Origin of the sequence: Streptomyces chumphonensis (assembly GCF_014779715.1) — a bacterium.
In the GTDB taxonomy this organism is placed as follows: Bacteria; Actinomycetota; Actinomycetes; order Streptomycetales; family Streptomycetaceae; genus Streptomyces; species Streptomyces chumphonensis.
This window is the reverse complement of record NZ_JACXYU010000001.1, coordinates 261,823-282,432: the sequence shown is the minus strand read 5'-3', so window position 1 is coordinate 282,432 and position 20,610 is coordinate 261,823. Positions and strand designations below refer to the sequence as shown.

Sequence of the window (20,610 nt, the reverse complement as noted above, 5' to 3'; positions counted from 1 at the left end):
CATCCCGCAGCAGCATCAACCGCATGCAAGCCCCTCACACGCCCAGCTCTCCCTCGGTCCGCAGCTTCGCGCAGCGCTTCTCGGCGACTCGGCGGGGTGCACGTCTCGCCCGTCTGCTGGTCGCGCATCAGCTCACCGCGTGGGGACACCCGTACGGCACGCCGCCGCACGACGCGGTCGCGCTCGTCGTCGGTGAACTCGCCGCGAACGCCGCCTTGCACGGCCGTGTTCCGGGGCGGGACTTCGCGCTGCACCTGACCTGGGACGCCCGTGACGGCGTGATCCGGGTCGAGGTGTCGGACACGCACCCGGCTCAGCCGACGCGCGTCGTGCCGGTGTCGGACGCGGACCATGGCCGGGGGTTGGTCCTCATCGAGGCGTTCGCCACCCGCTGGGGCGTGCGCGACCGTGTCGGCCCCGGCAAGACCGTGTGGGCCGAGTGCGCGCTCCCGAACCGCCCGGACCCGCTCTGACGCGGGTCCACCGGCGGATCCGCTCCGGTCAGTTCTCCTCCGGCATGGGCGCCGGGTCGGCGTCCCTCATGCGCTCCTCCGTCCAGTACTCCTCCACGTCTGAGGGGTGCTCCCGGACCTCGGAGGTCGAGGTGTCCCCGGGCGGGGCGGGTGTGGGGTCGGGGGACTGGCCGACGCGCAGGGCTACGACCGTCGCGACGGCTCCGGCCACGCCGATGATGAGAACGAGCTTGCGCTGTGCGGAACGTTTCACGATGCCGGCCTCCCGGAAGACGTGACACTGCGGGCGGCGCCCGCCCACTCAGCCTAACCACGGCCGCGCGGCGGGCGCCTCCACCGCGTGGCTAGGTGGCCGAACCCTGGTCGTCGAACATCTGCTTGACGCTGTCCCCGAAGTACGGGCTCTTGTTCCAGCCGTCGCTGTTGACGGTGCTGGTGACCCCATTGGTGTAGCCGAGTCCGGAGGCGTCGTCGAACTTGCGCATCCACGGGCCGCCGCTGGATCCGCCCCCGAAGTCACATCGAAGCTGGATCTTGCCGTCGAAGACGCTGACGCGCTCCGTTGTGCCGGTGCAGTACCACTGCCTCTGTCCGTTGTCCCGGTCCCCGGGATAGCCGTTGACGGTCACGTCCTGCTCGCGGGAGTAGTTGTAGCTCAGCCCGTTTCCACCGGTCACGTTGACGAGCTTGTCGCCGTCGCGCGGCCACGTGGTCACCATCGCGACGTCCCAGTCGAGGTCGCTGTTGTTGATCCAGCCGTTGAACGCCCGGAACTCCTTCGCCGCGAAGGTTCCGTAGGGGCGGTTTCCGTCCCGGTACCTGGGCACGTAGGCCCAGTTGCGCATCCAGTCACCGCCGTCACCGCCGTGCACACAATGACCTGCCGTGATGACCATCTGCTTCGACGCGCTGTTCAGCGCGCTGGCCGAACAGACGTAGTCACGTCCGTCGGAAGGGTCGGTGAAGAACACCTTGCCGGCGACGGACGTCTCGTAGAGAGCCGTCCGAATCTCACCGGAGGCAGGCGCGGCAGGCGGGGTGGAACCGGCGGTGCCGGATGCTTGAGGCTCCTGCCGCCTCTCGTGGCCGGATTCGCCGTGGCCCGCGGCGTCGACGGACACCGGGCGGGCGTCGCGCATCCGCTCCGGCGTCCAGTAGTGCTCGACCGCTTCGCCGCCCGACGTCGAGTTCACCCGGGCGCCCTCGCTCGTCGCCGCGAGCGAAGTCGTGGTCGCTCCCGGCGTGGACGGCTTCGTCTCAGCCGGAGGAGTGTGTGCGAAAGCGGAACTCGTGGCGACCACGAGCAGGGTCACGGCAGTGGATAAGCCCCACACCGTACGTCTGTACAGGGTCACTGTGATGTCGCCCCCTCAGTCATGGAAGACGCGCTGCGCCTTGACTCGGCGAGGCTAGGTTCGCGCGAAGGAATGCGGGAAGACCGCCGAGGACACTCGTGCGGTGACAACCGGGCGGAGTGGATTCCGATTCGCGTCAGGCTGTCGGCAGCAAGGGGAAGGGCCACCGCCTCTCCCCGGGAGCGGCACCGACGCACTCGCTTCCGGTTCCCACCTCCGCGTGGCGTATGTCACAGCCACGCGTCCGCGACTGGGCGGCGGGACGGGGGGCTCGGGGTCGATGTGAGCCAGCGGTCGGCGGGGCCCCTAGCCTGTGGCGCATGGGCGGGAGTTCGGGTGGGGCGCTGGACGCGGGGACGGCGCGGTCGGTGCGGGAGCTGTTGCGCGGCCACCGGGCCGAGCGGCGGCTTGAGGACGCGTACCGGGCCGCCGTCGGGCTGGGGCTCGACCCGCCGTCGGTGGAGCAGTTGCGGGGGCGGCGGCGCGCCCGGGGCGTGAGCCAGCAGCAGGTGGCCACGCTCCTGCGGTACACCGAACGCCGGTACTGGGAGTGGGAGTCGGGCCGGGAGCGGATGCCCGTCGCCGTGGCGCAGCGTGTGATCGCCCTGCTGGGGGTGGACGACCGGGCGGCGCGGTGGCTGCTGGAACTGCTGCATCCGGCGCCCGTTCCCGTCGGGGAGCCCGACCCGGTGTGGCGCGCGCTGCCGCACATGGTGCCCGCGCCCGCCTACCTGGCGACGGTGACCACCTGGGAGGTCGTCACCGCCAACGACGCCTACCACGAGCTGTTCCCCTGGGCGGCGCCGTGGGCGGCCCGGCCCGAACCGAGCATCGTGCGGGCGGTGCTGCTGCGGCCGGAGGCGCGCGAGGTGCTGCTGCGGTGGCGGGAGGACTGGGCCGTGCCGCTGGTCAACATCGTCTGGTCGACGTACCAGGTGCACCGCGACGATCCGGCGCTGCGGGCGCTGGTGGAGGAGCTGCGCGGCTCCCCGGAGAGCGCCGCGCTGTGGGCGTCGCGGGAGGCGCGCGTCGCGGCCCCGGCCCTGCACCAGGGGATGGACCGGCGCGGGGTGCGGCACCCCGTCAAGGGGGAGATGGAGGTCGTGACGCTGGTGAGCCGCCCGGAGACGCTGCGCTCCTGCCGGATGGTGGTGCTCGCCCCGGCCGAGTGGGGTGAGCGGGCGCGGCGGTGGGAGGCGCTGCGCCCGTCGCTTCACGGGTGAGCGCCGAGCGCGGTGAGCGTCCGGTGGATGAGGGCGGGGCCCTCCCGGTGGCGCCCGGTGGCGAGGAGTTCGCCGAGCAGCATGCTGGTGTCGGCCACGAGCCGCACACGGGGTCGGCGGCGTTCGGCGTAGGCGGCGAGCGCGCCGTTCACGTCGTGCTCGCCCGAGGTCAGGACGTCGGCGAGTACCTGGGCGTCCTCCAGGCACATGGCCGCGCCCTGGGCGAGGGTGGGCGGCATGCAGTGGGCGGCGTCCCCGGCGAGCGCGAGGCGGCCGGACGCCCAGCGCCGGGCCTGGTAGTGGGTGAACGCCGTGTGGTGGATCTCCGCGCCCGCGAGATGGCGGCGGATCTCCGCCCACACGGGACCGCCGTAGCGTGCGGCCAGCCGCAGCACCCGGTCGGTGTACTCCGCGCGGTGCGGCGCCTCGCCGGTCCTGGGGGCGTCGGTGACGAACATCGTGTAGGCGAGGTCGTCGCCCATGGGGGCGTACCCGGCGATGTGCGCGGCTCCGCCGTAGGCCAGGCAGGTGCGCGTGACGTCGGCCGGTCGGGGCACCAGGGCCCGCCACACGGCCCACCCGGTGGGCTGCGGCGCGCCGGGGTCGACCAGGTGGCGCAGGGCGGAGTGCGCGCCGTCGGCGGCGATGACGACGTCGGCGCGCAGCCGCTCCCCGTCCTCCAGTACCGCCGTGGCCGCCGTGGCCGCCGCGGCGTCCGGTCCGTCCTGCTCGACGTGGCGGACCCGCCGTCCGAGGTGGGTCCGCACGCCGGCGGCCGTCACCGCGTCCCGCAGGATGCGCTGGAGGCGCGGGCGGGTGATGCCGCACGTCGGCGGCAGGTCCGGGCCGCCGCTGCGCAGGTCCGGCTGCTCGGCGAGGACGGTGCCGTCGGGGCGGAGGACGGCGAGGGAGTCGAACGGCGTCCCCGCCGCGAGGACGGCGTCGCAGACCCCCGCCGCGCGCAGCACCCGCAGCGCGTTGCCGTGCAGCAGCACGCCGGTGCCGAGCGCCCCGAAGTCCGGCCGCGCCTCGACGAGGTCCACCCGCACCCCGCGCCGTGCGAGCAGCACCGCGGCGCAGGCCCCGGTCGTCCCGCCGCCCGCGATCACCGCGCTCGCCATGCCCATGCGGCCGACGGTATCGGGGCTCGGCCGGGGTTCGGTCGTGCGGTGCCCGACGCCTCGTCGACCGGTGGTCGCGGGCCCCGGCGCGTCCGCCCGGTTTCCAGAAGCGTTTCTTCCGGAAGCAGGGCGACGGTGCCGGGGCCCGTCGGGTCCGGTGGGATGGGGACCGGTCAGCGGACCGCGTTTCACCGGGGGTGCGGCGCGTCCGCCGGCCCGGGCCGTGTGCCCGCGCCACCGCGCCCGTTCCGGGTCACGCCCTCCCCCGTTGGGCGTGGAAACGGGCGCTGGTGGCAGGGCGCCGCCCGGCGTCCCCTGCCTCCGGGGGAGGGGAGGGCACGGGGCGCGCGGTCGGCCCGGTGACGGGACCGGCCCGCGGTGCCGTTCAGCGTGTGGACGGCACCGCCCGCCGCCGCCCGCGGCCGTCTAAGGTCTGACCGCATGAGCGACAGCACCATCGACCCCGCCGTGCAGGCCGAGCTGGACCGGTTGCGGGAGAGCATCGACAACATCGACGCGGCCGTCGTCCACATGATCGCCGAGCGGTTCAAGTGCACCCAGCAGGTCGGTCGGCTCAAGGCGACGCACCGGCTGCCGCCGGCCGACCCGGGGCGGGAGGCCCGGCAGATCGCCCGGCTGCGGCAGCTCGCGGAGAACGCCAAGCTGGACCCGGCGTTCGCGGAGAAGCTGCTGAACTTCATCATCGCCGAGGTCATCCGCCACCACGAGACGCTGGCGGGCGGCCCGGAGGACGGGATGTAGCGGGCGTCAGCGGGGGAGTTCGGCCTCGATGAGGTCGGCCGCGTGCGGGGCGCCGCCCTCGTGGGCCATGTCGGCGTGGAGTGCGGCGAAGCGGTCGGCGACGGCGGGGTCGGTGGTCAGCTCGGTGGCGGCGGCGCGCAGGGCGTCGGCCGTCGCGTCGTCGGTGTCCACGCGACGGGCCACGCCGAGGCCCGCCAGCATGTCGGCGTTGGCGAACTGGTCCGCCGCCTGCGGTACGGCGATCATCGGCACGCCGCAGGCCAGTCCCTCCTGGCTGCCGCCCATGCCCGCGTGGGTGACGAACAGGTCGGCCTGCCGGAGGACGCGCAGCTGCGGTACCCAGCGGTGCACCTCCACGTTGGCCGGGAGGGGGCCGAGCGCGGCCTCGTCGACGTGCTTGCCGATCTGCAGGACCAGGTGCCATCCCGGCCGCCCGCCGAACGCGGCGAGGCAGGCCCGGTAGAACGCGGGCCGGTCGGTGAAGGTGGAGCCGAGGGAGACGAGCACGACGCGTTCGGCGCCGGCCGGGCGTGTCCAGTCGCCCTGGTGGGCGCGGTCCCCCTGGCAGCTGCCGGTGAAGGTGTGGACGGCCGGGTCGACCCGGTCGGCGTTCGGCTGGAGTGCGCGGGGGATGAGGACGACGGAGCGCCGGGGCCGGGCGGTGAACCGTTCGGGGTCGGTGCCCTCCAGGCCGTGCTCGGCGAGCCACTGCCGGAAGCGCGCGAAGTAGGCGATGCCGCGCGGTGAGGTGCGCAGCGGCGCGAGCATCGGCTCGGCGACCTCCTCCTCGTACCCCTCCCAGGCCACCATGGTGGGGGAGAGCTGCACGGCCGGGACGCCCCAGCGGTGGGCGAGGACGGGGGCCGGGTAGGCGGCGATGTCGTACAGGACGAGGTCGGGCTCGTCGCCCGCGTAGGCGGCGGCGAGCTGGGGGAGGGCCTGGATCGCGTCGTCGAGGAACGGCTCCAGGTTGTCGATCAGCTCCTCGCCCCACGCCTCGGGTCTGTCGTCGGTGGGGAGGGTGGACGTCCAGGGGCGGATCTCGGCGCCGACGGCGGTCACGCTGTCGGCGAACTCGGCGGGGACGGCGTAGGTGACGCGGTGGCCCCGGGCGACGAGCTCGCGCAGCACCTCCAGGCCGGGGTGGACGTGGCCGGCGGCCGGAATGCTGAACATGGCGATGTGGGCGGGGCGTTGGGTGGGCATGTCGACGAGGCTAGACGATACGCACCGTCTCGTGCAACCGGCCGACCGTCCCCCGCCCCGCGGACACGGTGTCGGCCACCCGCCCCCGCGACGCCGAAGTGGGCCGAATCCGCGTGGGCGCCGTCCGCTCCGTAAGGCACGATGTGGCCATGTCCGTACTGACGCGCGACGAAGCGCAGGCCCGAGCAGCCCTCCTCGACGTCCACCGTTACACCGTCGACCTCGACGTCACCCGGGGTGAGGAGGTGTTCGGCGCCACCACGGTCATCCGCTTCACCGCGCGCCGCGCGGGCGACACGTTCGTGGAGTTGCGGCCGCACACCCTGCACACGGCCACCCTCGACGGCGCCCCCCTGCCCGCCGGCGCCCACGCGGACGGCCGCATCGCCCTGACCGGTCTCGACGCGGGCGAGCACGAGCTGCGCGTCGTCGCCGACATGCCCTACTCGCACACCGGTGAGGGCATGCACCGCTTCACCGACCCGGCCGACGGCCTCACCTACCTCTACACCCAGTGCTGCCAGTCCGACGCCCCGCTGGTCTTCGCCTGCTTCGACCAGCCCGACCTCAAGGCCGAGTTCGCCGTCACCGTCACCGCCCCCGAGGCGTGGACGGTGCTGGGCAACGGCATCGCCACCCGCGACGCCGCCCGCCCCGGACGCTGGACGTGCACCACGACCCCGCCCATCAGCACCTACCTCATGGCCGTCGCCGCCGGGCCCTACCACTCCGTGCACACCGAGCACGCCGGGCTGCCCTTCGGGCTGCACGTGCGCCGCTCCCTGGCCGACCACCTCGACGCCGACACCGAGGAACTCCTCGCCGTCAGCCGCCGCTGCTTCGACCGCTACCACGAACTGTTCGACGAGCCCTACCCGTTCGACTCCTACGACCAGGCGTTCGTCCCCGAGTTCAACGCCGGGGCCATGGAGAACCCCGGGCTGGTCACCTTCCGCGACGAGTTCGTCTTCCGCTCCGCCGTCACCGACACCCAGCGCCAGATCCGCGGCATGGTCATCGCCCACGAGATGGCCCACATGTGGTTCGGCGACCTCGTCACCCTGCGCTGGTGGGACGACATCTGGCTGAACGAGTCCTTCGCCGAGTACATGGGCTACCAGGTCCTCGCCGAGTCCACCCGCTGGGCGGACACCTGGACGGACTTCGCCGTCGCCCGCAAGAGCTGGGGCTACGACGCCGACCAGCGCCCCTCCACGCACCCCGTCGCCCCCGACCCCGAGGCCGTCCCCGACACCGCCTCCGCCCGGCTCAACTTCGACGGCATCTCCTACGCCAAGGGCGCCTCCGCCCTGCGCCAGCTCGTCACCTGGCTGGGCCCCGCCGACTTCCTCGCCGGCATCAACGCCCACTTCGCCGCCCACCGCTTCGGCAACGCCACCCTGGCCGACTTCCTCAACTCCCTCGCCGGAGCCTCCGACAAGGACGTCCACGCCTGGGCCGAGCGCTGGCTGCGCACCAGCGGCGTCGACACCCTCGTGCCCGCCGTCGGCGACGCCGCCCCCGACCGGTGGCGCCTGGACATCCGCCACGACGGCACCCGCCCGCACCGGCTCCTCGTCGGCGTCTACGACCGCGCCGAGGCCGAGCCCGGCCAGCTCGTGCTGCGCGAACGCCCCCACGTCGACGTCCCGCAGGACCCGGGCACCACCACCGTCGACCGGCCCGGCCCCCGCCCCGACCTGGTGCTCCTCAACGACGGCGACCTCACCTACGCCAAGATCCGGCTCGACGCCGCCTCCTGGGACACCGTGCGCGCCGCGCTCTCCGGCCTGCCCGACCCGCTCTCCCGCGCCGTCGTGTGGAACGCCGCCCGCGACATGGTGCGCGACGGCGAACTCCCGCCGCGGGAATACCTCGACGCCGCCCGCGCCCACCTCCCGCACGAGACGGACAACGCCGTCGTGCAGACCGTCCTCGCCTTCGCCCGCTCCGAGGTCGCCGACCGGCTGCTGCCCGCCGGACGCCGCCCCGAGGCGCTCGCCACCCTGCACGCCCTGTGCCGCGAGCTGCTGGCCAAGACGGCCGACGGCTCCGACCCCGGCCTGCGGCTCACCGCCGTCCGCGCCGCCATCGCCACCACCACCGACCCCACCGCGTGCTCCCGGTGGATGGCCGAGGGCACCGTCCCCGGCGGCCCGTCCCTCGACCCGGAACTGCGCTGGCAGATCCTCCACCGGCTCGCCGTCCTCGGCGCCGTGGGGGAGGAGGAGATCCACGCCGAGGCCGAGCGGGACGCCAGCGCGACCGGCCGGGAGGGCGCCGCCCGCTGCCGGGCCGCCCTGCCGACGGCCGAGGCCAAGGCGGCGGCCTGGGACGCCCTGTTCGGCCCCGGCGACGAACTGTCCAACTACCTGTTCAACGCCACCGCCCAGGGCTTCTGGCACGCCGAGCACGCCGACCTCGTCCGCCCCTACGCCGACCGGTACTTCGACGACGCCGTCGCGCTCGCCGCCCGCCGGGGCCCCTCGCTCGCCCACTTCGCCGCCGGGGCCGCCTTCCCGCGCACCCTGGTCGAGCCGCACGTCCTCGCCCTGGGCGAGCGGTGCCTGGCGCAGAGCGAGCCCGACCCCGCCCTGCGCCGCCCGCTGGCCGACGCACTGGACGACCTGGCCCGCGCCCTCCGCGTCCGCGAGGCCGCGGCGGACGGCTGACCGCCCGGCCCGCCCGGTGACGTGGCCGGGGTGGGCCGGAGCCTCCACGGCACCGGCCCACCCCGGCCGCACCCCGCCACCCGCCGAACGGACCACGCGGTGCGCCCGCTCAGGTGCGCCGCGGGGACACGCGTCACCGCCCGTCCCTTGCGGAACGGAACCGACCGCAACGCGGGAGAAGCTGGTGATGAGTGCCCCCGCAGGCACCGCCACCCCCTCCACCGACGGGAGGCGAGCCGTCATGGCCCGCGACATCCAGATCACCTTCGACTGCGCCGACCCGGCCGCACTGGCCGCGTTCTGGACCGAAGCGCTCGGCTACCGCCTCCAGGAACCGCCCGGCGGCTTCGCCACCTGGGAGCAGGCCCTGGAGGCGATGGGCGTACCACCGGAGCGGCGCAACGACGCCTCGGCCGTGGTCGACCCCGACGGCGCCGGGCCCCGGCTGTTCTTCCAGCGCGTCCCCGAGGGCAAGCAGGTCAAGAACCGCGTGCACCTCGACCTACGGGCCGCCCCCGGGCTCCAGGGCGAGGCCCGGATGGCGGCCCTGGAGGCCGAGGCCGAACGGCTCGCCGGGCGCGGCGCCATCCGGCTCCAGCGGCATGAGCCGTCCCCGCCGCTCGCCGCAGGGCACCTGATCATGGCCGACCCCGAAGGCAACGAGTTCTGCCTCGACTGACGGGCCCACCGCACAGCTCGCGGCGTGACGACGACTGGTAGAACCGGTACGTGCCTGCCGCGGAGCCGGCGCGGACGACTCCCTCGCCCGGGGTCCTCCTCGCGACCTTCACCCTGGAGCCCCCGTTGCGCCTGCCGACAAGGCGAACCACCCGCCACACAGCCCTGGTCCTCTCCGCCGTGCTCGGGGTCGCACCGCTCACCGGCTGCGCGCTGCTGGACGCTGCCGGAGGTTGCGAAGGGGCCGACGGTCGGGTGAGGGACGTGGCGGCGCTCGACATCCTCGACTCCCGGCCCGACGGGGCCGCCGTCGCCCGGGGGTTCGAGAAGGTGGACGCCGGTTGCTGGGCGGACAGCGGTGACGTCGTGGTGTACGCCGACCGGACCTACGCCTTCCCCGGCACACGGGAGGACGTGACCGCGCACTACCGGACGTCGGCGGTGCGGGACGGGTGGAATCCGGGCCCGGAAGACTCGCCCGGCGGAATGTGCTTCACCCGGGAGGACATGTCCCTGCGGCTCGTCTTCCTCACCGCCGAGATCCTCAGGGAGGACGGTCACGGAAGCCGCCCCGACCTGACGACCGGGGCGGGATACTCGGTCAGCGTCGAGACGTACCTGAACGACGGCGTCGAGGCGGGTTGCTAGCTTCTGTCGCCTGCGCGGTCTCGGTGGGGACCCGCGTGGTCTGACGGAAGGTGCCGTGACGGTGGGGCCGGCCCGCCCGGTGCCCCGTGCGCGGAGGCAGGGGTGTCGCCGGAGGTGATCGTGGCTCTAAGGTGAGGCTTACCTGATGTGCCGATCGTGCCGACCGCGCTGAACCAAGGGGGGCCCGTGCCGACCACCACCGCACCGCTGGACGTACCGCCCGCGCCCGCGCCGCCGGAGCCCGTGGACCTGGCCGCCGGGACCTACCGCCGGTTCGCGGCGGCGTTCCCCCTGCTGCGCGTCACCACCGAGCCGCCCACCGGGGGCGGCTGGCTCACCGGGCGGGCGCTCGCCGCCGACGACGCGCTGCGCGGCCACCTCCTCAGCCGTCAGGCCCAGGCCATGGAAAGCGCCCAGGGAGCCGCCCCGCGCCCCGACGTCGCCGCGACGGAGATCCTGCACCAGTACGCGTTCGTCGCGTGCCTGGCGATGAGTGCGCCCTGGTACCTCGAACGACGCGTCCCGTGGCTGGACGCGGACGGGGTCGCCTACCACGAGGCACGCGGCGTCCTCGCGCTGACGCCGACGCGCGTCACCGTCCTCCCCGGCGACCCGGCCGCCGCCCTGCCCGGCGCGCGCACCGTCCCGGACGAGGAGGCACTGCGGGCCGACCTGCGCGCCGCCGTCGCCGCCCATCTGGAGCCGCTGCTCACCGCCTTCGGCCCGCTGCTGCGCCGGGGCGCGCGCGGCATGTGGGGCGTGGCCACCGACGAACTCGCCGACGGCCTCGGCTACCTGGGCGACCTGCTGGGCGACCGTCCCGCCGCCGCCCGGGCCGCCGACGCGCTGCTGCCCGGCGGCACTCCGCCGTTCGCGGGCTCCGCCCGCTTCCGCCCCGACGGCACCCGCACCCGGATGAACTGCTGCCTCTACTACACCTTTCCCAGCGCTCAACTCTGCGCCGCCTGCCCCCGCGTGCGCTGACCCCCGCCACACGGAGCCACCCGGAATCGACGGCGGCGGGGTGCCGGGCACGAGGGGCGTGCCGGGCACCCCGCCGGGAAGCGGGTCGCCGTCCGGGTGCGGTGTTACGCGCGGGCCGGGTCCACGTCGTAGGTCGTGGCGACGTCGTCGAGGACGACCTCCGCGCCGTACAGACCCACCGCGATCATCCACGTGATGTCGTCGACCTCGTGGACGTCGCCCTCCAGCTGCTCCCACAGCGGGTTGGCCATGAACTTCTTCTTGCTCTTCTCACCGGCGCCGGCGGGGTCCGGGTAGGCGGTCACGAAGATGTCGTCGGCGTCGACCTTGGCGATCTGCTCCTCGGAGATGTCGGCGTTGAAGCCGGTGCCCTGGGCGTCCTTGGGGACGTCGAAGCCGAGGTCGTTGATGATGACACCGACGTAGGTGTCCTCCTTGTACAGCCGCGTCGGGCCGTCCACGAAGCGCACCACGGAGACGGTCGGGTTGGCGCCCTCCTTCTCCCGGACGGCGTCACCGATCGTCTTGGCGCGGGTCTCGAAGGCGTCGACCTTCTCCTCGGCGAGCTCCTCCTTGCCGAGGGTCTCGCCGACCAGTGCCAGGTTCTCCTTCCAGGTCGCGCCGGTGTCCTCGGTGAAGACGGTCGGGGCGATCTCGGAGAGCTGGTCGTACAGCTTCTCGTGGCGGACCTTCGCGGAGAGGATGAGGTCCGGCTTCTGGGCGATGATCTTCTCGAGGCTCGGCTCGTCGAGCGTGCCGACCTCCGCGGCCTCGGCCCCGTAGGTCTCGATGTCCTCGCCGAAGTAGGGCGGCAGCTTCTCCTCGGGACCGGTGAAGGTGGTGTACCCGACGACGTTGCCCTCCAGCGCGAACGTCGCGTCCACGAAGGTCATGTCGAGGGCGACGACCCGCTGGGGGGCCTCCTCGATCTCCGTCTCGCCCATGGCGTGCTCGACGGTGCGCGGGAAGGCCGCGTCGGACGCCGCGGGCTTCTTGTCGGCCTGGTCGTCCGTATTCTTGTCCGCGTCGTCGCTGCTGCACGCGGCGGTGGCGAACAGACCGATGGCGACGGTGACGGCGCCGACGGAGCGGCCGATGCGGGGGAGCCAGCGGGCTCTCATCAGGTGGTCCCTTCGTTCACGGGGGGGGGTGCGCCCTAAGCTTAGGCTCGCCTAACCTACAGCATGGTGCCGGTGAAGGAGATTGTGATCGAAGCGCTATCCGCGCCGCCCCGGACGGGGAAGCGGCGACAGGTCGCCGTGCGGCGTGCCCACCGCCGTTGGACGGGCCTGCTCATCCTCGTCGCGACGCTGCTGCTCGCCCTGCTGGCCAGCGTCGCCTTCGGCTCCAAGTCCCTGACGCCGGGCGAGGTCTGGAACGCGCTGGGCAACCCCGGCGGCACGGCCGAGGCCGACGTCATCGTGCACGCGCTGCGGCTCCCGCGCACCGTGCTCGCGCTCGTGGCCGGGGTGGCGCTCGGCGTCGCGGGCGCGCTGATGCAGGGTCACACCCGCAACCCCATCGCCGACCCGGTCATCCTGGGGCTCAGCGCGGGCGCCGGCATGTGGGTCGTCGGCGCCGTCTTCCTCCTCGGCGTCACCGACCTCTACGGCTACGTGTGGTTCGCCTTCCTCGGGGCGGCCATGGCGGCCCTGCTCGTCCACTTCGTGGGCTCCCTCACCCGCGGGGGTGCGACCCCCGTCACGCTCGCCCTCGCGGGCGCCGCCTCGCACGCCCTGTTCACCGCGATCACCGCCGGCATGGTCATCTTCGACCGGCAGGCGCTGGACACCTACCGCTTCTGGACCGTCGGCGCCGTGAACGGCCGCCCGCTGGAGTTCACCGCCCAGCTCCTCCCCTTCATCGTGCTCGGCCTGCTGCTCGCCGCCTACAACGCACCCGGCCTCAACGCCCTCTCCCTGGGCGAGGACGTGGCCCGCACCCTCGGCGTCCGCGTCGGCGCGACCCGGACCGTGGGCATGGCCGCCATCACCCTCCTCACCGGCGCCGCCGTGGCCGCCTGCGGGCCCATCGGGTTCGTGGGCCTCGTCGCCACGCACATCGCCCGCCACTTCACCGGACCCGACTACCGGTGGGTGCTCGCCTACGCCGGGCTGCTCGGCGGCACCCTCGTCCTCGTGGCCGACGTCCTGGGACGCGTCGTCGCCCGACCCGGCGAACTCCAGGTCGGCATCATGCTCGCGCTCATCGGGGCGCCCGTCTTCATCCAGCTCGTCCGCCGCCGCAAGCCGGTGCGGCTGTGAGCCCGGCACCCGCCGCCCGCGAGGCGGCCGCCGAGCCCCCGGCCGAGCCCGGCCGTCCGGACGCCGCGGGCCACCGGCCCGTCAAGGAAAGGAGCGCCGTGCCCCGCGTCCCCGGCCGCACCCCGGTGCGCCTCGGCCCGCTCTCGGCCGTGTGGCGGCCCCGCACGGTCCTCGTGCCGTGCGCCATCGCGCTCGCGCTGTGCGCCGCCGTCGTCCTCAACACCGGACGCGGCGACTTCCCGCTCAGCCCCGGCGACGTCCTCCAGGCGCTCCTCGGCACGGCCGACGGCGTCGCCGAACTCGTGGTGTGGGAGCTGCGGCTGCCCCGCTCGGTCGTCGGAGCCCTCGTCGGCGCGTCCCTGGGCCTGGCCGGCGCGATCCTCCAGGGCATCGCCCGCAACCCGCTGGCCAGCCCGGACATCCTGGGCATCACCGCGGGCGCGGGCGTCGGGGCCGTCAGCGTGATCGTCTTCGCCGGCGCCAACGGGGCGGCCGGGGGCCTGGTGGGCGACGTGGGCATCCCCACGGCCGCCGTGACCGGCGGGCTCGCCGCCGCCCTCCTCGTCTACGTCCTCGCCGTCCGCCAGGGCATCAGCGGCTACCGCGTCCTGCTCGTCGGCGTCGGCGTCAACGCGGCACTGACGAGCGTGCTGTCCTGGCTGCTGGTCAAGGCGGACATCGTCGACGCGGGTCGCGCCCTGATCTGGCTCAACGGCAGCCTCAACGGCACGAACTGGGACATCGCCGCCCCCGCCGCCTGGGCCCTCACCCTGCTGCTCCCGGCCGCCCTCCTGCTCTCGCTGCAGTTCGGGGCGCTCGCCTTCGACGAGGACACCGCCCGGGGCCTGGGCGTGCGCATGACGGGCGCCCGCGCCGCCCTGCTCCTGACCGCCGTCCTCCTGACCGCCGTCGCCACCGCCGCGACCGGCCCCATCGCCTTCGTCGCCCTCGCCTGTCCGCAGCTCGCGCTGCGCCTCCTGCGCACCGGCCACCCCCCGCTGTTCGCGTCCGCGCTGCTGGGCGCCGCCGTCACCGTGTGGGCCGACTTCCTCGGCCGCACCCTGATCAGCGGCGTGGAGCTGCCGGTGGGCATCTTCACCGCGGCCCTCGGCGCGCCCTACCTGCTGTACCTGCTCGTCCGCAGCGGAAAGGCCCGCACCTCATGACCGACACCACCGCCCCGGCCCCCACCTCTGCCGCCGGCTCAGCCGCCACGGCGGACGCCGCGCCCCCGCCGGTGCGGCTGCGCGCCGAGGGGCTGACCCTCGGCTACGGCGACCGCGCCGTCGTCCACGACCTGGACCTGGACATCCCCGACGGCACGGTCACCGCCGTCATCGGCCCCAACGGGTGCGGCAAGTCGACCCTCCTGCGGGCCTTCGGGCGGCTGATGAAGCCGCGCTCCGGACGGGTGCTGCTGGACGGGAAGCCCGTCCACACCATGCCCACCCGTCAGGTCGCGTCCCTGGTGGGCCTGCTGCCGCAGAGCCCCGTCGCGCCCGAGGGGCTGACCGTCGCCGACCTCGTCGCCCGCGGCCGTCACCCCCACCAGACGTGGTACCGCCGCTGGTCCGGCGACGACGAGCGCGTCGTGGAGCAGGCCCTGCGCGCCACCGGCACCCACGACCTGGCCGAACGCACGCTGGACGAACTCTCCGGCGGCCAGCGGCAGCGCGCCTGGATCGCCATGGCCCTCGCCCAGGACACCGAGCTGCTCCTGCTCGACGAACCCACCAACCACCTCGACCTGGCCCACCAGATCGAGGTGCTGGACCTGGTGCGCGAGCTGCACCACGACACCGGCCGCACGGTCGTCCTCGTCCTGCACGACCTGTCGCTGGCGGCCCGCTACGCCGACCGGCTCGTCGCCATGAAGGACGGCCGGATCGCCGCGAGCGGTCCGCCCGCGAAGGTGCTGACGGAGGACCTGCTCACCGACGTCTTCGGGCTGCGGGCCCGCGTCCGCACCGACGAGGAGACCGGCGCGCCCCTCGTCGTCCCGCTCAGCCGCCACGACCGGCCCGCCGCGCGGGGCTGACCGGACGCGACCGGCCGCGCCTCCGTTCGCGGCACGCGACGTCGGGCCCGCCGAGCTCCTCGCCCTCCCGGGACGTCCCCGTCGGCCGGCCCGAGGTCGTAACCCGCGTGGGCGGAGGGCCGTTGACCACCCGGCGGAACCCGTCGGGGACGCGTCGGTCGCGAGCCCCCCACGGCAGAGGCCCCGTATCGTCGACGGTGATGGTTAGGCTAACCTAAGTCTGCTTGTGCGGGCCGCGCGCCGAACGGCGCACCGCACCACCTCACCGTGACCCGAAGGGCTTCGCCGCATGCTGCGTGCTCAACTCCTCGACCGGCAGGCGCGACGCGAGTCAGCCGCCCGTACCTACGCCCGCACCCTCCCCGTGGCCCCCGTCAGCGCCGCCGGCGCCGAGGTCACCGGAGCGGACGGACGCACCTACCTGGACTGCCTCTCCGGCGCCGGCACCCTCGCACTCGGGCACAACCACCCCGCCGTCATCGCCGCACTCCACGGCGCCCTCGGCTCCGGCGCACCCCTCCACACCCTCGACATGATCACCCCGCAGAAGGACGCCTTCACCACCGAACTCCTGCGCCGCCTCCCCGGTGACCTGCGCGACGACGCCGTCCTGCACTTCTGCGGCCCCGCCGGAACCGACGCCGTCGAAGCCGCACTGAAACTCGCCCGCACCACCACCGGCCGCACCGGCGTCGTCGCCTTCACCGGCGCCTACCACGGCATGACCCTCGGCGCCGCCTCCGTCTCCGGCCCGCTGCGCATGCGCGGCGCCGACGGCCAGGGCCCCGCCGCGGCCCAGCCCGTCACCCGCCTGCCCTACCCCTACGCCTACCGCTGCCCCTTCGGCGTCGGCGGCGAACAGGGCGCCGAACTCAGCACCCGGCTCCTGGAGACCTACCTCACCGACCCCAGCAGCGGCATGGCGCCACCGGCCGCCGTCATCCTCGAAGCCGTGCAGGGCGAGGGCGGCGTCATCCCCGCCCCCGCGAGCTGGCTGCGCGCGGTGCGCCGCATCACCGCCGAACACGGCGTCCTCCTCATCATCGACGAAGTGCAGACCGGCATCGGCCGCACCGGCCGCTTCTGGGCCTGCGAACACGCCGACGTCACCCCCGACATCCTCGTCACCTCCAAGGCCGTCGGCGGGGGACTGCCCCTCGCCCTCATCGCCTACCGGCCCGACCTCGACACCTGGCAGCCCGGCGACCACACCGGCACCTTCCGCGGCAACACCCTCGCCATGGTCGCCGGAGAGGTCACCCTGCGCACCGTCGCCGAGGAACAGCTCGCCGAACACGCCGAGAAGACCGGCGCCCGCCTGCGCAGCGCCCTGCGCGAACTCGCCTCGCGCCATCCCGTCATCGGCGACGTCCGGGGGCGCGGCCTCATGATCGGCGTCGAACTGGTCCAGCCCGACGCCGACCCCGACGCCACCGGCGCCCGGCCCACCCACCCCCACTACGCGCGCGCCCTCCAGAAGGCCTGCCTGGACCGCGGCCTCATGCTCGAACTCGGCGGCCGCGACGGCTCTGTGCTGCGCCTGCTGCCGCCGCTCGTCCTCACCGACGCCCAGGCCGACACCGTCCTCACCCGCCTCGCCGACGCCCTCACCGACGTGGAGCCCGCCGCATGAGCCAGTACCCCGACACCGCCGTCGCCGCAGGTCCGGGCGACCCGCGCGCCCTGCGGGCCCTGACCGCCGTCGCGCTCGACGCCCTCGCCGACGGCGCCGCCGCCCGTGGCGGCGCCCTGCCCGCCGGCGGCCCCGAGGCCGTCACCGCCCGCACCCGGAATCTCCTCACCCCCATCCTCCCCGCCCAGGGCGTCGGCGCCCACGACGCGCTCTACGACACCGTCCGCGCCACCGCCCAGGGCGCCGCCGACCCCGGCGAGGCCCACTGCGTCGCCCACCTCCACTGCCCGCCCCTGGCCGTCGCCGCCGCCGCCGACCTCGCCGCCTCCGCCCTCAACCCCTCCATGGACTCCTGGGACCAGGCACCGGCAGCCGCCGTCGTCGAAGAGGAGGTCACCGCCGCCCTCGCCACCCTCATGTACCCGGCCGAGAAGCGGCCCGACGCCCTCATCACGAGCGGCGGCACCGAGTCCAACCTCGTCGCCCTGCTCCTGGCCCGCGAACGCGCCCGTGCCGCCACCGACGGCCGGGGCACCCTGCACGTCCTGTGCGGGGAGAACGCCCACCACAGCGTCCACCGCGCCGCCTGGATCCTCGGCCTGCCCGCACCCCGTCACATCCCCTGCCCCGGCGGGCGCATGGACCCCGCCGCCCTCGACACGGCCCTGCGCGACCTCGCCGACACCACCGGCCGCGCCGACCGCGCGCTCGTCGTCGCCACGGCCGGCACGACCGACGAGGGCCTCATCGACCCGCTCCCCGCCATCGCCCTCACCGCCCAGCGGCACGGCGCCGAACTCCACGTCGACGCCGCCTACGGCGGCCCGCTCCTGTTCAGCGACGAACTCGCCGAGGCCCTGCGCGGCATCGAGCACGCCGTCTCCGTCACCTTCGACCTGCACAAGATGGGCTGGCAGCCCGTCGCCGCCGGTGTCCTCGCCGTCCCCGACGCCGAGCTGCTGCACGCCCTCTCCCTGCGCGCCGACTACCTCAACGCCGACGACGACACCGAAGCCGGCCTCCCCGACCTCCTCGGCCGCTCCCTGCGCACCTCCCGCCGTCCCGACGCCCTCAAGATCGCCGTCACCCTGCGGGCCCTCGGCCGCGAAGGGCTCGGCCGCGTCGTCGAACACTGCGTCCGCACCGCCCGCCGCCTCGGCGACGCCGTCGACGCCCACCCGGCCCTGCGCCGCCGACCCGGACCCGTCGGCATCTCCACCGTGCTCTTCCGGCCCGTCGCCGCCGACCGGCTCCCGGCCGAGGAGGGCGACGAACTCGTCGCCGGCATCCGCCGCCAGCTCCTCACCGAAGGACTCGCCGTCCTCGGCCGCGCCACCGCCGAGGACCACGACGGCACCCGGCGCCTGTGGCTCAAGGCCACCCTCCTGCACCCGCAGACCGTCGCCGCCGACCTCGACGCGCTGCTCAAGCTCGTCGCCGAACGCGCCGAACTGAGCCCCACCGCCGACGTGGTGACCCTTCCCGCCCCCCAGGCCCGCTTGGAAAGCAGCGCCCTGTGATTTAGCTTAGCCTCGCCTAATCGAACCGATCCCTGGCGCAAAGCCGCACCACCTCCTGGAGGACCACCATGCCCGCCGGTACCGCCACCGCCCTCACCGACGTCAGACCCGACGGCCTCATCGCCCACCTCCCGGCCGGCATCCGCATCGAGCACCACACCGGCGCCGACATAGCCGCCGACCCCCGCCCCTGGGCCCGCGCCTACGAAGAGGTCTACGCCCACGCCATCGGCCTCAGCGACCACTGCGACCCGCCCATCGCCGAACGGCTCACCCGCCACGCCGGACGCCCCGGCTTCGCCCTCGTCGCCGCCCGCGCCACCGACACCGCCACCGGGGCCGAGGGGGCCGACGCGCCCGTCGCCGGCTACATCTACGGCTACACCCTCCCCACCGACACCCTGTGGTGGGAGGGCCTCACCCCGCAGCCCGCACCCGAGTACGTCCGCGAACACCCCGGCCGCACCGTCGGCGTCTGCGAACTCCTCGTCGCCCCCGCCTGGCGCCGCACCCGCGTCGGCCTCGCCCTCTTCCAGGCGTTCATCGCCGACCGCACCGAGGAACGCGCCGCCGCCCTCCTCGCCGACGGCAACGACGTCGTCCTCGACCGCTACGCCAAGTACGGCTTCCAGAAGGTCGGCACCGTCGAGCCCTACCCCGGATGGCGCCGCCACACCATGGTCGTCGGCGCCCTGCGCTGACGCCCGCCCCGCCCCCGGACCGCACCCACCAGTCAAGGCAGACCCCGTGTCGATCGAGCTCCCGCCCTCCGCAGCCCACCGCGCCGCCTACCCGCTCACCCGCCTCCCCGAGCGGGTCCGCACGCGGCTCACGGAACTGGCCCGCACCCACGCGCCCCTGGCGGCCTACCTCTACGACCCCGACACCGCCGCCGCCCGCGCCCGCGAACTGCGCGCCGCCCTGCCCGACTGGGCCGCCGTCTACTACGCCGTCAAGGCCAACGCCCACCCCGCCGTCCTGGCCGGCCTCGCCGACCACGTCGACGGCTTCGAGGTCGCCTCCGTCAGCGAACTCACCCTCGCCCGCACCGCCCTGGACGCCCGCACCGACCCCCGGCCGGCCGCCGCTCCCACACCGGTCCTGGCCGCCGGACCCGCCAAGTCCACCGCCGTCCTCACCGCCCTCGTCCGCGCCGACGCCGAGAGCATCAACGCCGAGAGCCTCCTCGAACTCCACCGCATCAACCACATCGCCCAGCGGCACGGCACCACCGCCCGCGTCTCCCTGCGCGTCAACCCCGCGCACATCCCCCTCACCGGCTCCCTCCAGATGGGCGGCGTCCCCTCCGCCTTCGGCGTCCCCGAACCCGACGTCCCCGCCGTCCTCGCCGAGGCCGCCACCCTCCCCGCCCTGGACGTCGTCGGCTTCCACATCCACGCCGCCTCCGGCAACCTCGACGCCGAATCCCACGCCGCCTACGTCCGCTGGTGCGTCACCTGGGCCACCGACACCGCCCGCGCCCACGGCATCGACCTGCGCCAGATCGACACCGGCGGCGGCCTCGGCGTCGCCTTCGAGGACGAGAAGCCCTTCGACACCGCCCGCTTCGGCGCCCTCATCGCCGACACCCCGCCCCCGCCCGGCGTCCGCGTCATCCTCGAACCCGGCCGCTACCTCGCCGCCGAGTGCGGCTGGTACGCCGCCGAGGTGACCGACCTCAAGAACTCCTACGGCCACTGGTACGCCATGCTCCGCGGCGGCATCAACCACTTCCAGCTCCCCACCTCCTGGGACATCGTCCACAACATCGCCGTCCTGCCCGTCGACGACTGGCCCGCCGAACTGCCCCGCCCCACCGCCGAGGACGCGCCCCTGACCGTCGTCGGCGAACTGTGCACCCCCGAGGACACCCTCCTGCGCGACGTCCGCGTCGACCGCATCCGCGCCGGGGACCTCGTCGTCTTCCCCAACGCCGGCTCCTACGGCTGGGAGTTCGCCATGCCCCACTTCCTCGGGCACCCCGCAGCCGAACGCCACGTCCTGTGACCCGGCCGCACACCCCACCCCAGGAG

General features: G+C 74.5%; 19 protein-coding genes. 14 read left to right on the top strand and 5 right to left on the bottom strand.

The features are described 5' to 3' along the window. Window positions 1–23: 23 nt before the first annotated feature. Window positions 24–473 carry an ATP-binding protein gene (locus IF129_RS01045; protein ID WP_191207463.1) on the top strand — a complete coding sequence of 150 codons (450 nt, stop codon included), beginning with the start codon at window positions 24–26 and terminating at the stop codon, window positions 471–473. Between the two features lie 28 nt (window positions 474–501). Here the strand turns inward: IF129_RS01045 and IF129_RS01040 are convergent, their stop codons facing one another. Together IF129_RS01040 and IF129_RS26050 are read right to left on the bottom strand one after the other, a co-directional pair. Further along, on the bottom strand, window positions 502–726 hold the full coding sequence (locus IF129_RS01040) for a hypothetical protein (protein WP_191207462.1): 225 nt from the start codon (window positions 724–726) through the stop codon (window positions 502–504). 91 nt (window positions 727–817) lie between these two features. Next, window positions 818–1,666, bottom strand: coding sequence for a trypsin-like serine peptidase (locus IF129_RS26050; protein WP_318153479.1), 849 nt, complete (start codon window positions 1,664–1,666; stop codon window positions 818–820). A 482-nt stretch (window positions 1,667–2,148) separates the two neighbouring features. Between IF129_RS26050 and IF129_RS01030 the strand changes: the two genes are divergently transcribed. Next, complete coding sequence (locus tag IF129_RS01030) at window positions 2,149–3,051, top strand: helix-turn-helix transcriptional regulator (protein ID WP_191207460.1); 903 nt, start codon at window positions 2,149–2,151, stop codon at window positions 3,049–3,051. Here IF129_RS01030 and IF129_RS01025 read toward each other — a convergent pair. Further along, window positions 3,042–4,178, bottom strand: coding sequence for an FAD-dependent monooxygenase (locus IF129_RS01025; protein WP_191207459.1), 1,137 nt, complete (start codon window positions 4,176–4,178; stop codon window positions 3,042–3,044). The two genes, IF129_RS01030 and IF129_RS01025, sit on opposite strands and share 10 nt — an antisense overlap. 435 nt (window positions 4,179–4,613) lie before the next feature. Here IF129_RS01025 and IF129_RS01020 point away from each other — a divergent pair, with 435 nt between their 5' ends. Further along, the gene (locus IF129_RS01020; RefSeq protein ID WP_191207458.1) at window positions 4,614–4,934 is read left to right on the top strand and encodes a chorismate mutase; all 321 of its coding nucleotides are present in this window, start codon (window positions 4,614–4,616) and stop codon (window positions 4,932–4,934) included. 6 nt (window positions 4,935–4,940) lie between these two features. Here the strand turns inward: IF129_RS01020 and IF129_RS01015 are convergent, their stop codons facing one another. Continuing rightward, window positions 4,941–6,140 (bottom strand): macrolide family glycosyltransferase, encoded by a 1,200-nt coding sequence (locus IF129_RS01015; RefSeq protein WP_191207457.1) that lies wholly within the window; start codon window positions 6,138–6,140, stop codon window positions 4,941–4,943. A 149-nt stretch (window positions 6,141–6,289) separates the two neighbouring features. Between IF129_RS01015 and pepN the strand changes: the two genes are divergently transcribed. The 4 genes from pepN (at window position 6,290) to IF129_RS00995 (ending at window position 11,122) form a co-directional block, all read left to right on the top strand. Then, window positions 6,290–8,812: an aminopeptidase N gene (gene pepN / locus IF129_RS01010; RefSeq protein WP_191207456.1), complete on the top strand. Its 2,523-nt coding sequence runs from the start codon at window positions 6,290–6,292 to the stop codon at window positions 8,810–8,812. A gap of 241 nt (window positions 8,813–9,053) precedes the next feature. Continuing rightward, the gene (locus IF129_RS01005) at window positions 9,054–9,491 is read left to right on the top strand and encodes a VOC family protein (RefSeq protein WP_191208210.1); all 438 of its coding nucleotides are present in this window, start codon (window positions 9,054–9,056) and stop codon (window positions 9,489–9,491) included. 50 nt (window positions 9,492–9,541) lie between these two features. After that, on the top strand, window positions 9,542–10,138 hold the full coding sequence (locus tag IF129_RS01000) for a hypothetical protein (RefSeq protein ID WP_318153478.1): 597 nt from the start codon (window positions 9,542–9,544) through the stop codon (window positions 10,136–10,138). 186 nt (window positions 10,139–10,324) lie between these two features. Next, window positions 10,325–11,122, top strand: a complete 798-nt coding sequence (locus IF129_RS00995; protein WP_318153477.1) for an iron-sulfur protein — start codon at window positions 10,325–10,327, stop codon at window positions 11,120–11,122. 104 nt (window positions 11,123–11,226) lie between these two features. Here IF129_RS00995 and IF129_RS00990 read toward each other — a convergent pair whose 3' ends face one another. Further along, window positions 11,227–12,243 carry an ABC transporter substrate-binding protein gene (locus IF129_RS00990; protein WP_191207455.1) on the bottom strand — a complete coding sequence of 339 codons (1,017 nt, stop codon included), beginning with the start codon at window positions 12,241–12,243 and terminating at the stop codon, window positions 11,227–11,229. A 72-nt stretch (window positions 12,244–12,315) separates the two neighbouring features. Here IF129_RS00990 and IF129_RS00985 point away from each other — a divergent pair, with 72 nt between their 5' ends. The 7 genes from IF129_RS00985 to IF129_RS00955 all read left to right on the top strand — a co-directional run bounded on the left by IF129_RS00985 (window position 12,316) and on the right by IF129_RS00955 (window position 20,584). After that, complete coding sequence (locus tag IF129_RS00985; RefSeq protein ID WP_318153476.1) at window positions 12,316–13,386, top strand: FecCD family ABC transporter permease; 1,071 nt, start codon at window positions 12,316–12,318, stop codon at window positions 13,384–13,386. Next, window positions 13,383–14,552: a FecCD family ABC transporter permease gene (locus IF129_RS00980; protein WP_318153475.1), complete on the top strand. Its 1,170-nt coding sequence runs from the start codon at window positions 13,383–13,385 to the stop codon at window positions 14,550–14,552. Before IF129_RS00985 ends, IF129_RS00980 begins: the two co-directional genes overlap by 4 nt. After that, window positions 14,549–15,424: an ABC transporter ATP-binding protein gene (locus IF129_RS00975; RefSeq protein ID WP_191207453.1), complete on the top strand. Its 876-nt coding sequence runs from the start codon at window positions 14,549–14,551 to the stop codon at window positions 15,422–15,424. The genes IF129_RS00980 and IF129_RS00975 overlap by 4 nt, the downstream gene beginning before the upstream one ends. 289 nt (window positions 15,425–15,713) lie before the next feature. Next, window positions 15,714–17,057, top strand: a complete 1,344-nt coding sequence (locus tag IF129_RS00970) for a diaminobutyrate--2-oxoglutarate transaminase family protein (RefSeq protein WP_191207452.1) — start codon at window positions 15,714–15,716, stop codon at window positions 17,055–17,057. Next, the gene (locus IF129_RS00965; protein ID WP_191207451.1) at window positions 17,054–18,577 is read left to right on the top strand and encodes a pyridoxal phosphate-dependent decarboxylase family protein; all 1,524 of its coding nucleotides are present in this window, start codon (window positions 17,054–17,056) and stop codon (window positions 18,575–18,577) included. The genes IF129_RS00970 and IF129_RS00965 overlap by 4 nt, the downstream gene beginning before the upstream one ends. A gap of 68 nt (window positions 18,578–18,645) precedes the next feature. Next, window positions 18,646–19,278: a GNAT family N-acetyltransferase gene (locus tag IF129_RS00960; RefSeq protein ID WP_191207450.1), complete on the top strand. Its 633-nt coding sequence runs from the start codon at window positions 18,646–18,648 to the stop codon at window positions 19,276–19,278. Window positions 19,279–19,324: 46 nt separating this feature from the next. Beyond that, a complete protein-coding gene (locus IF129_RS00955; protein ID WP_318153474.1) occupies window positions 19,325–20,584 on the top strand; it encodes an alanine racemase in 1,260 nt (419 codons plus the stop codon). Window positions 20,585–20,610 lie beyond the last annotated feature (26 nt).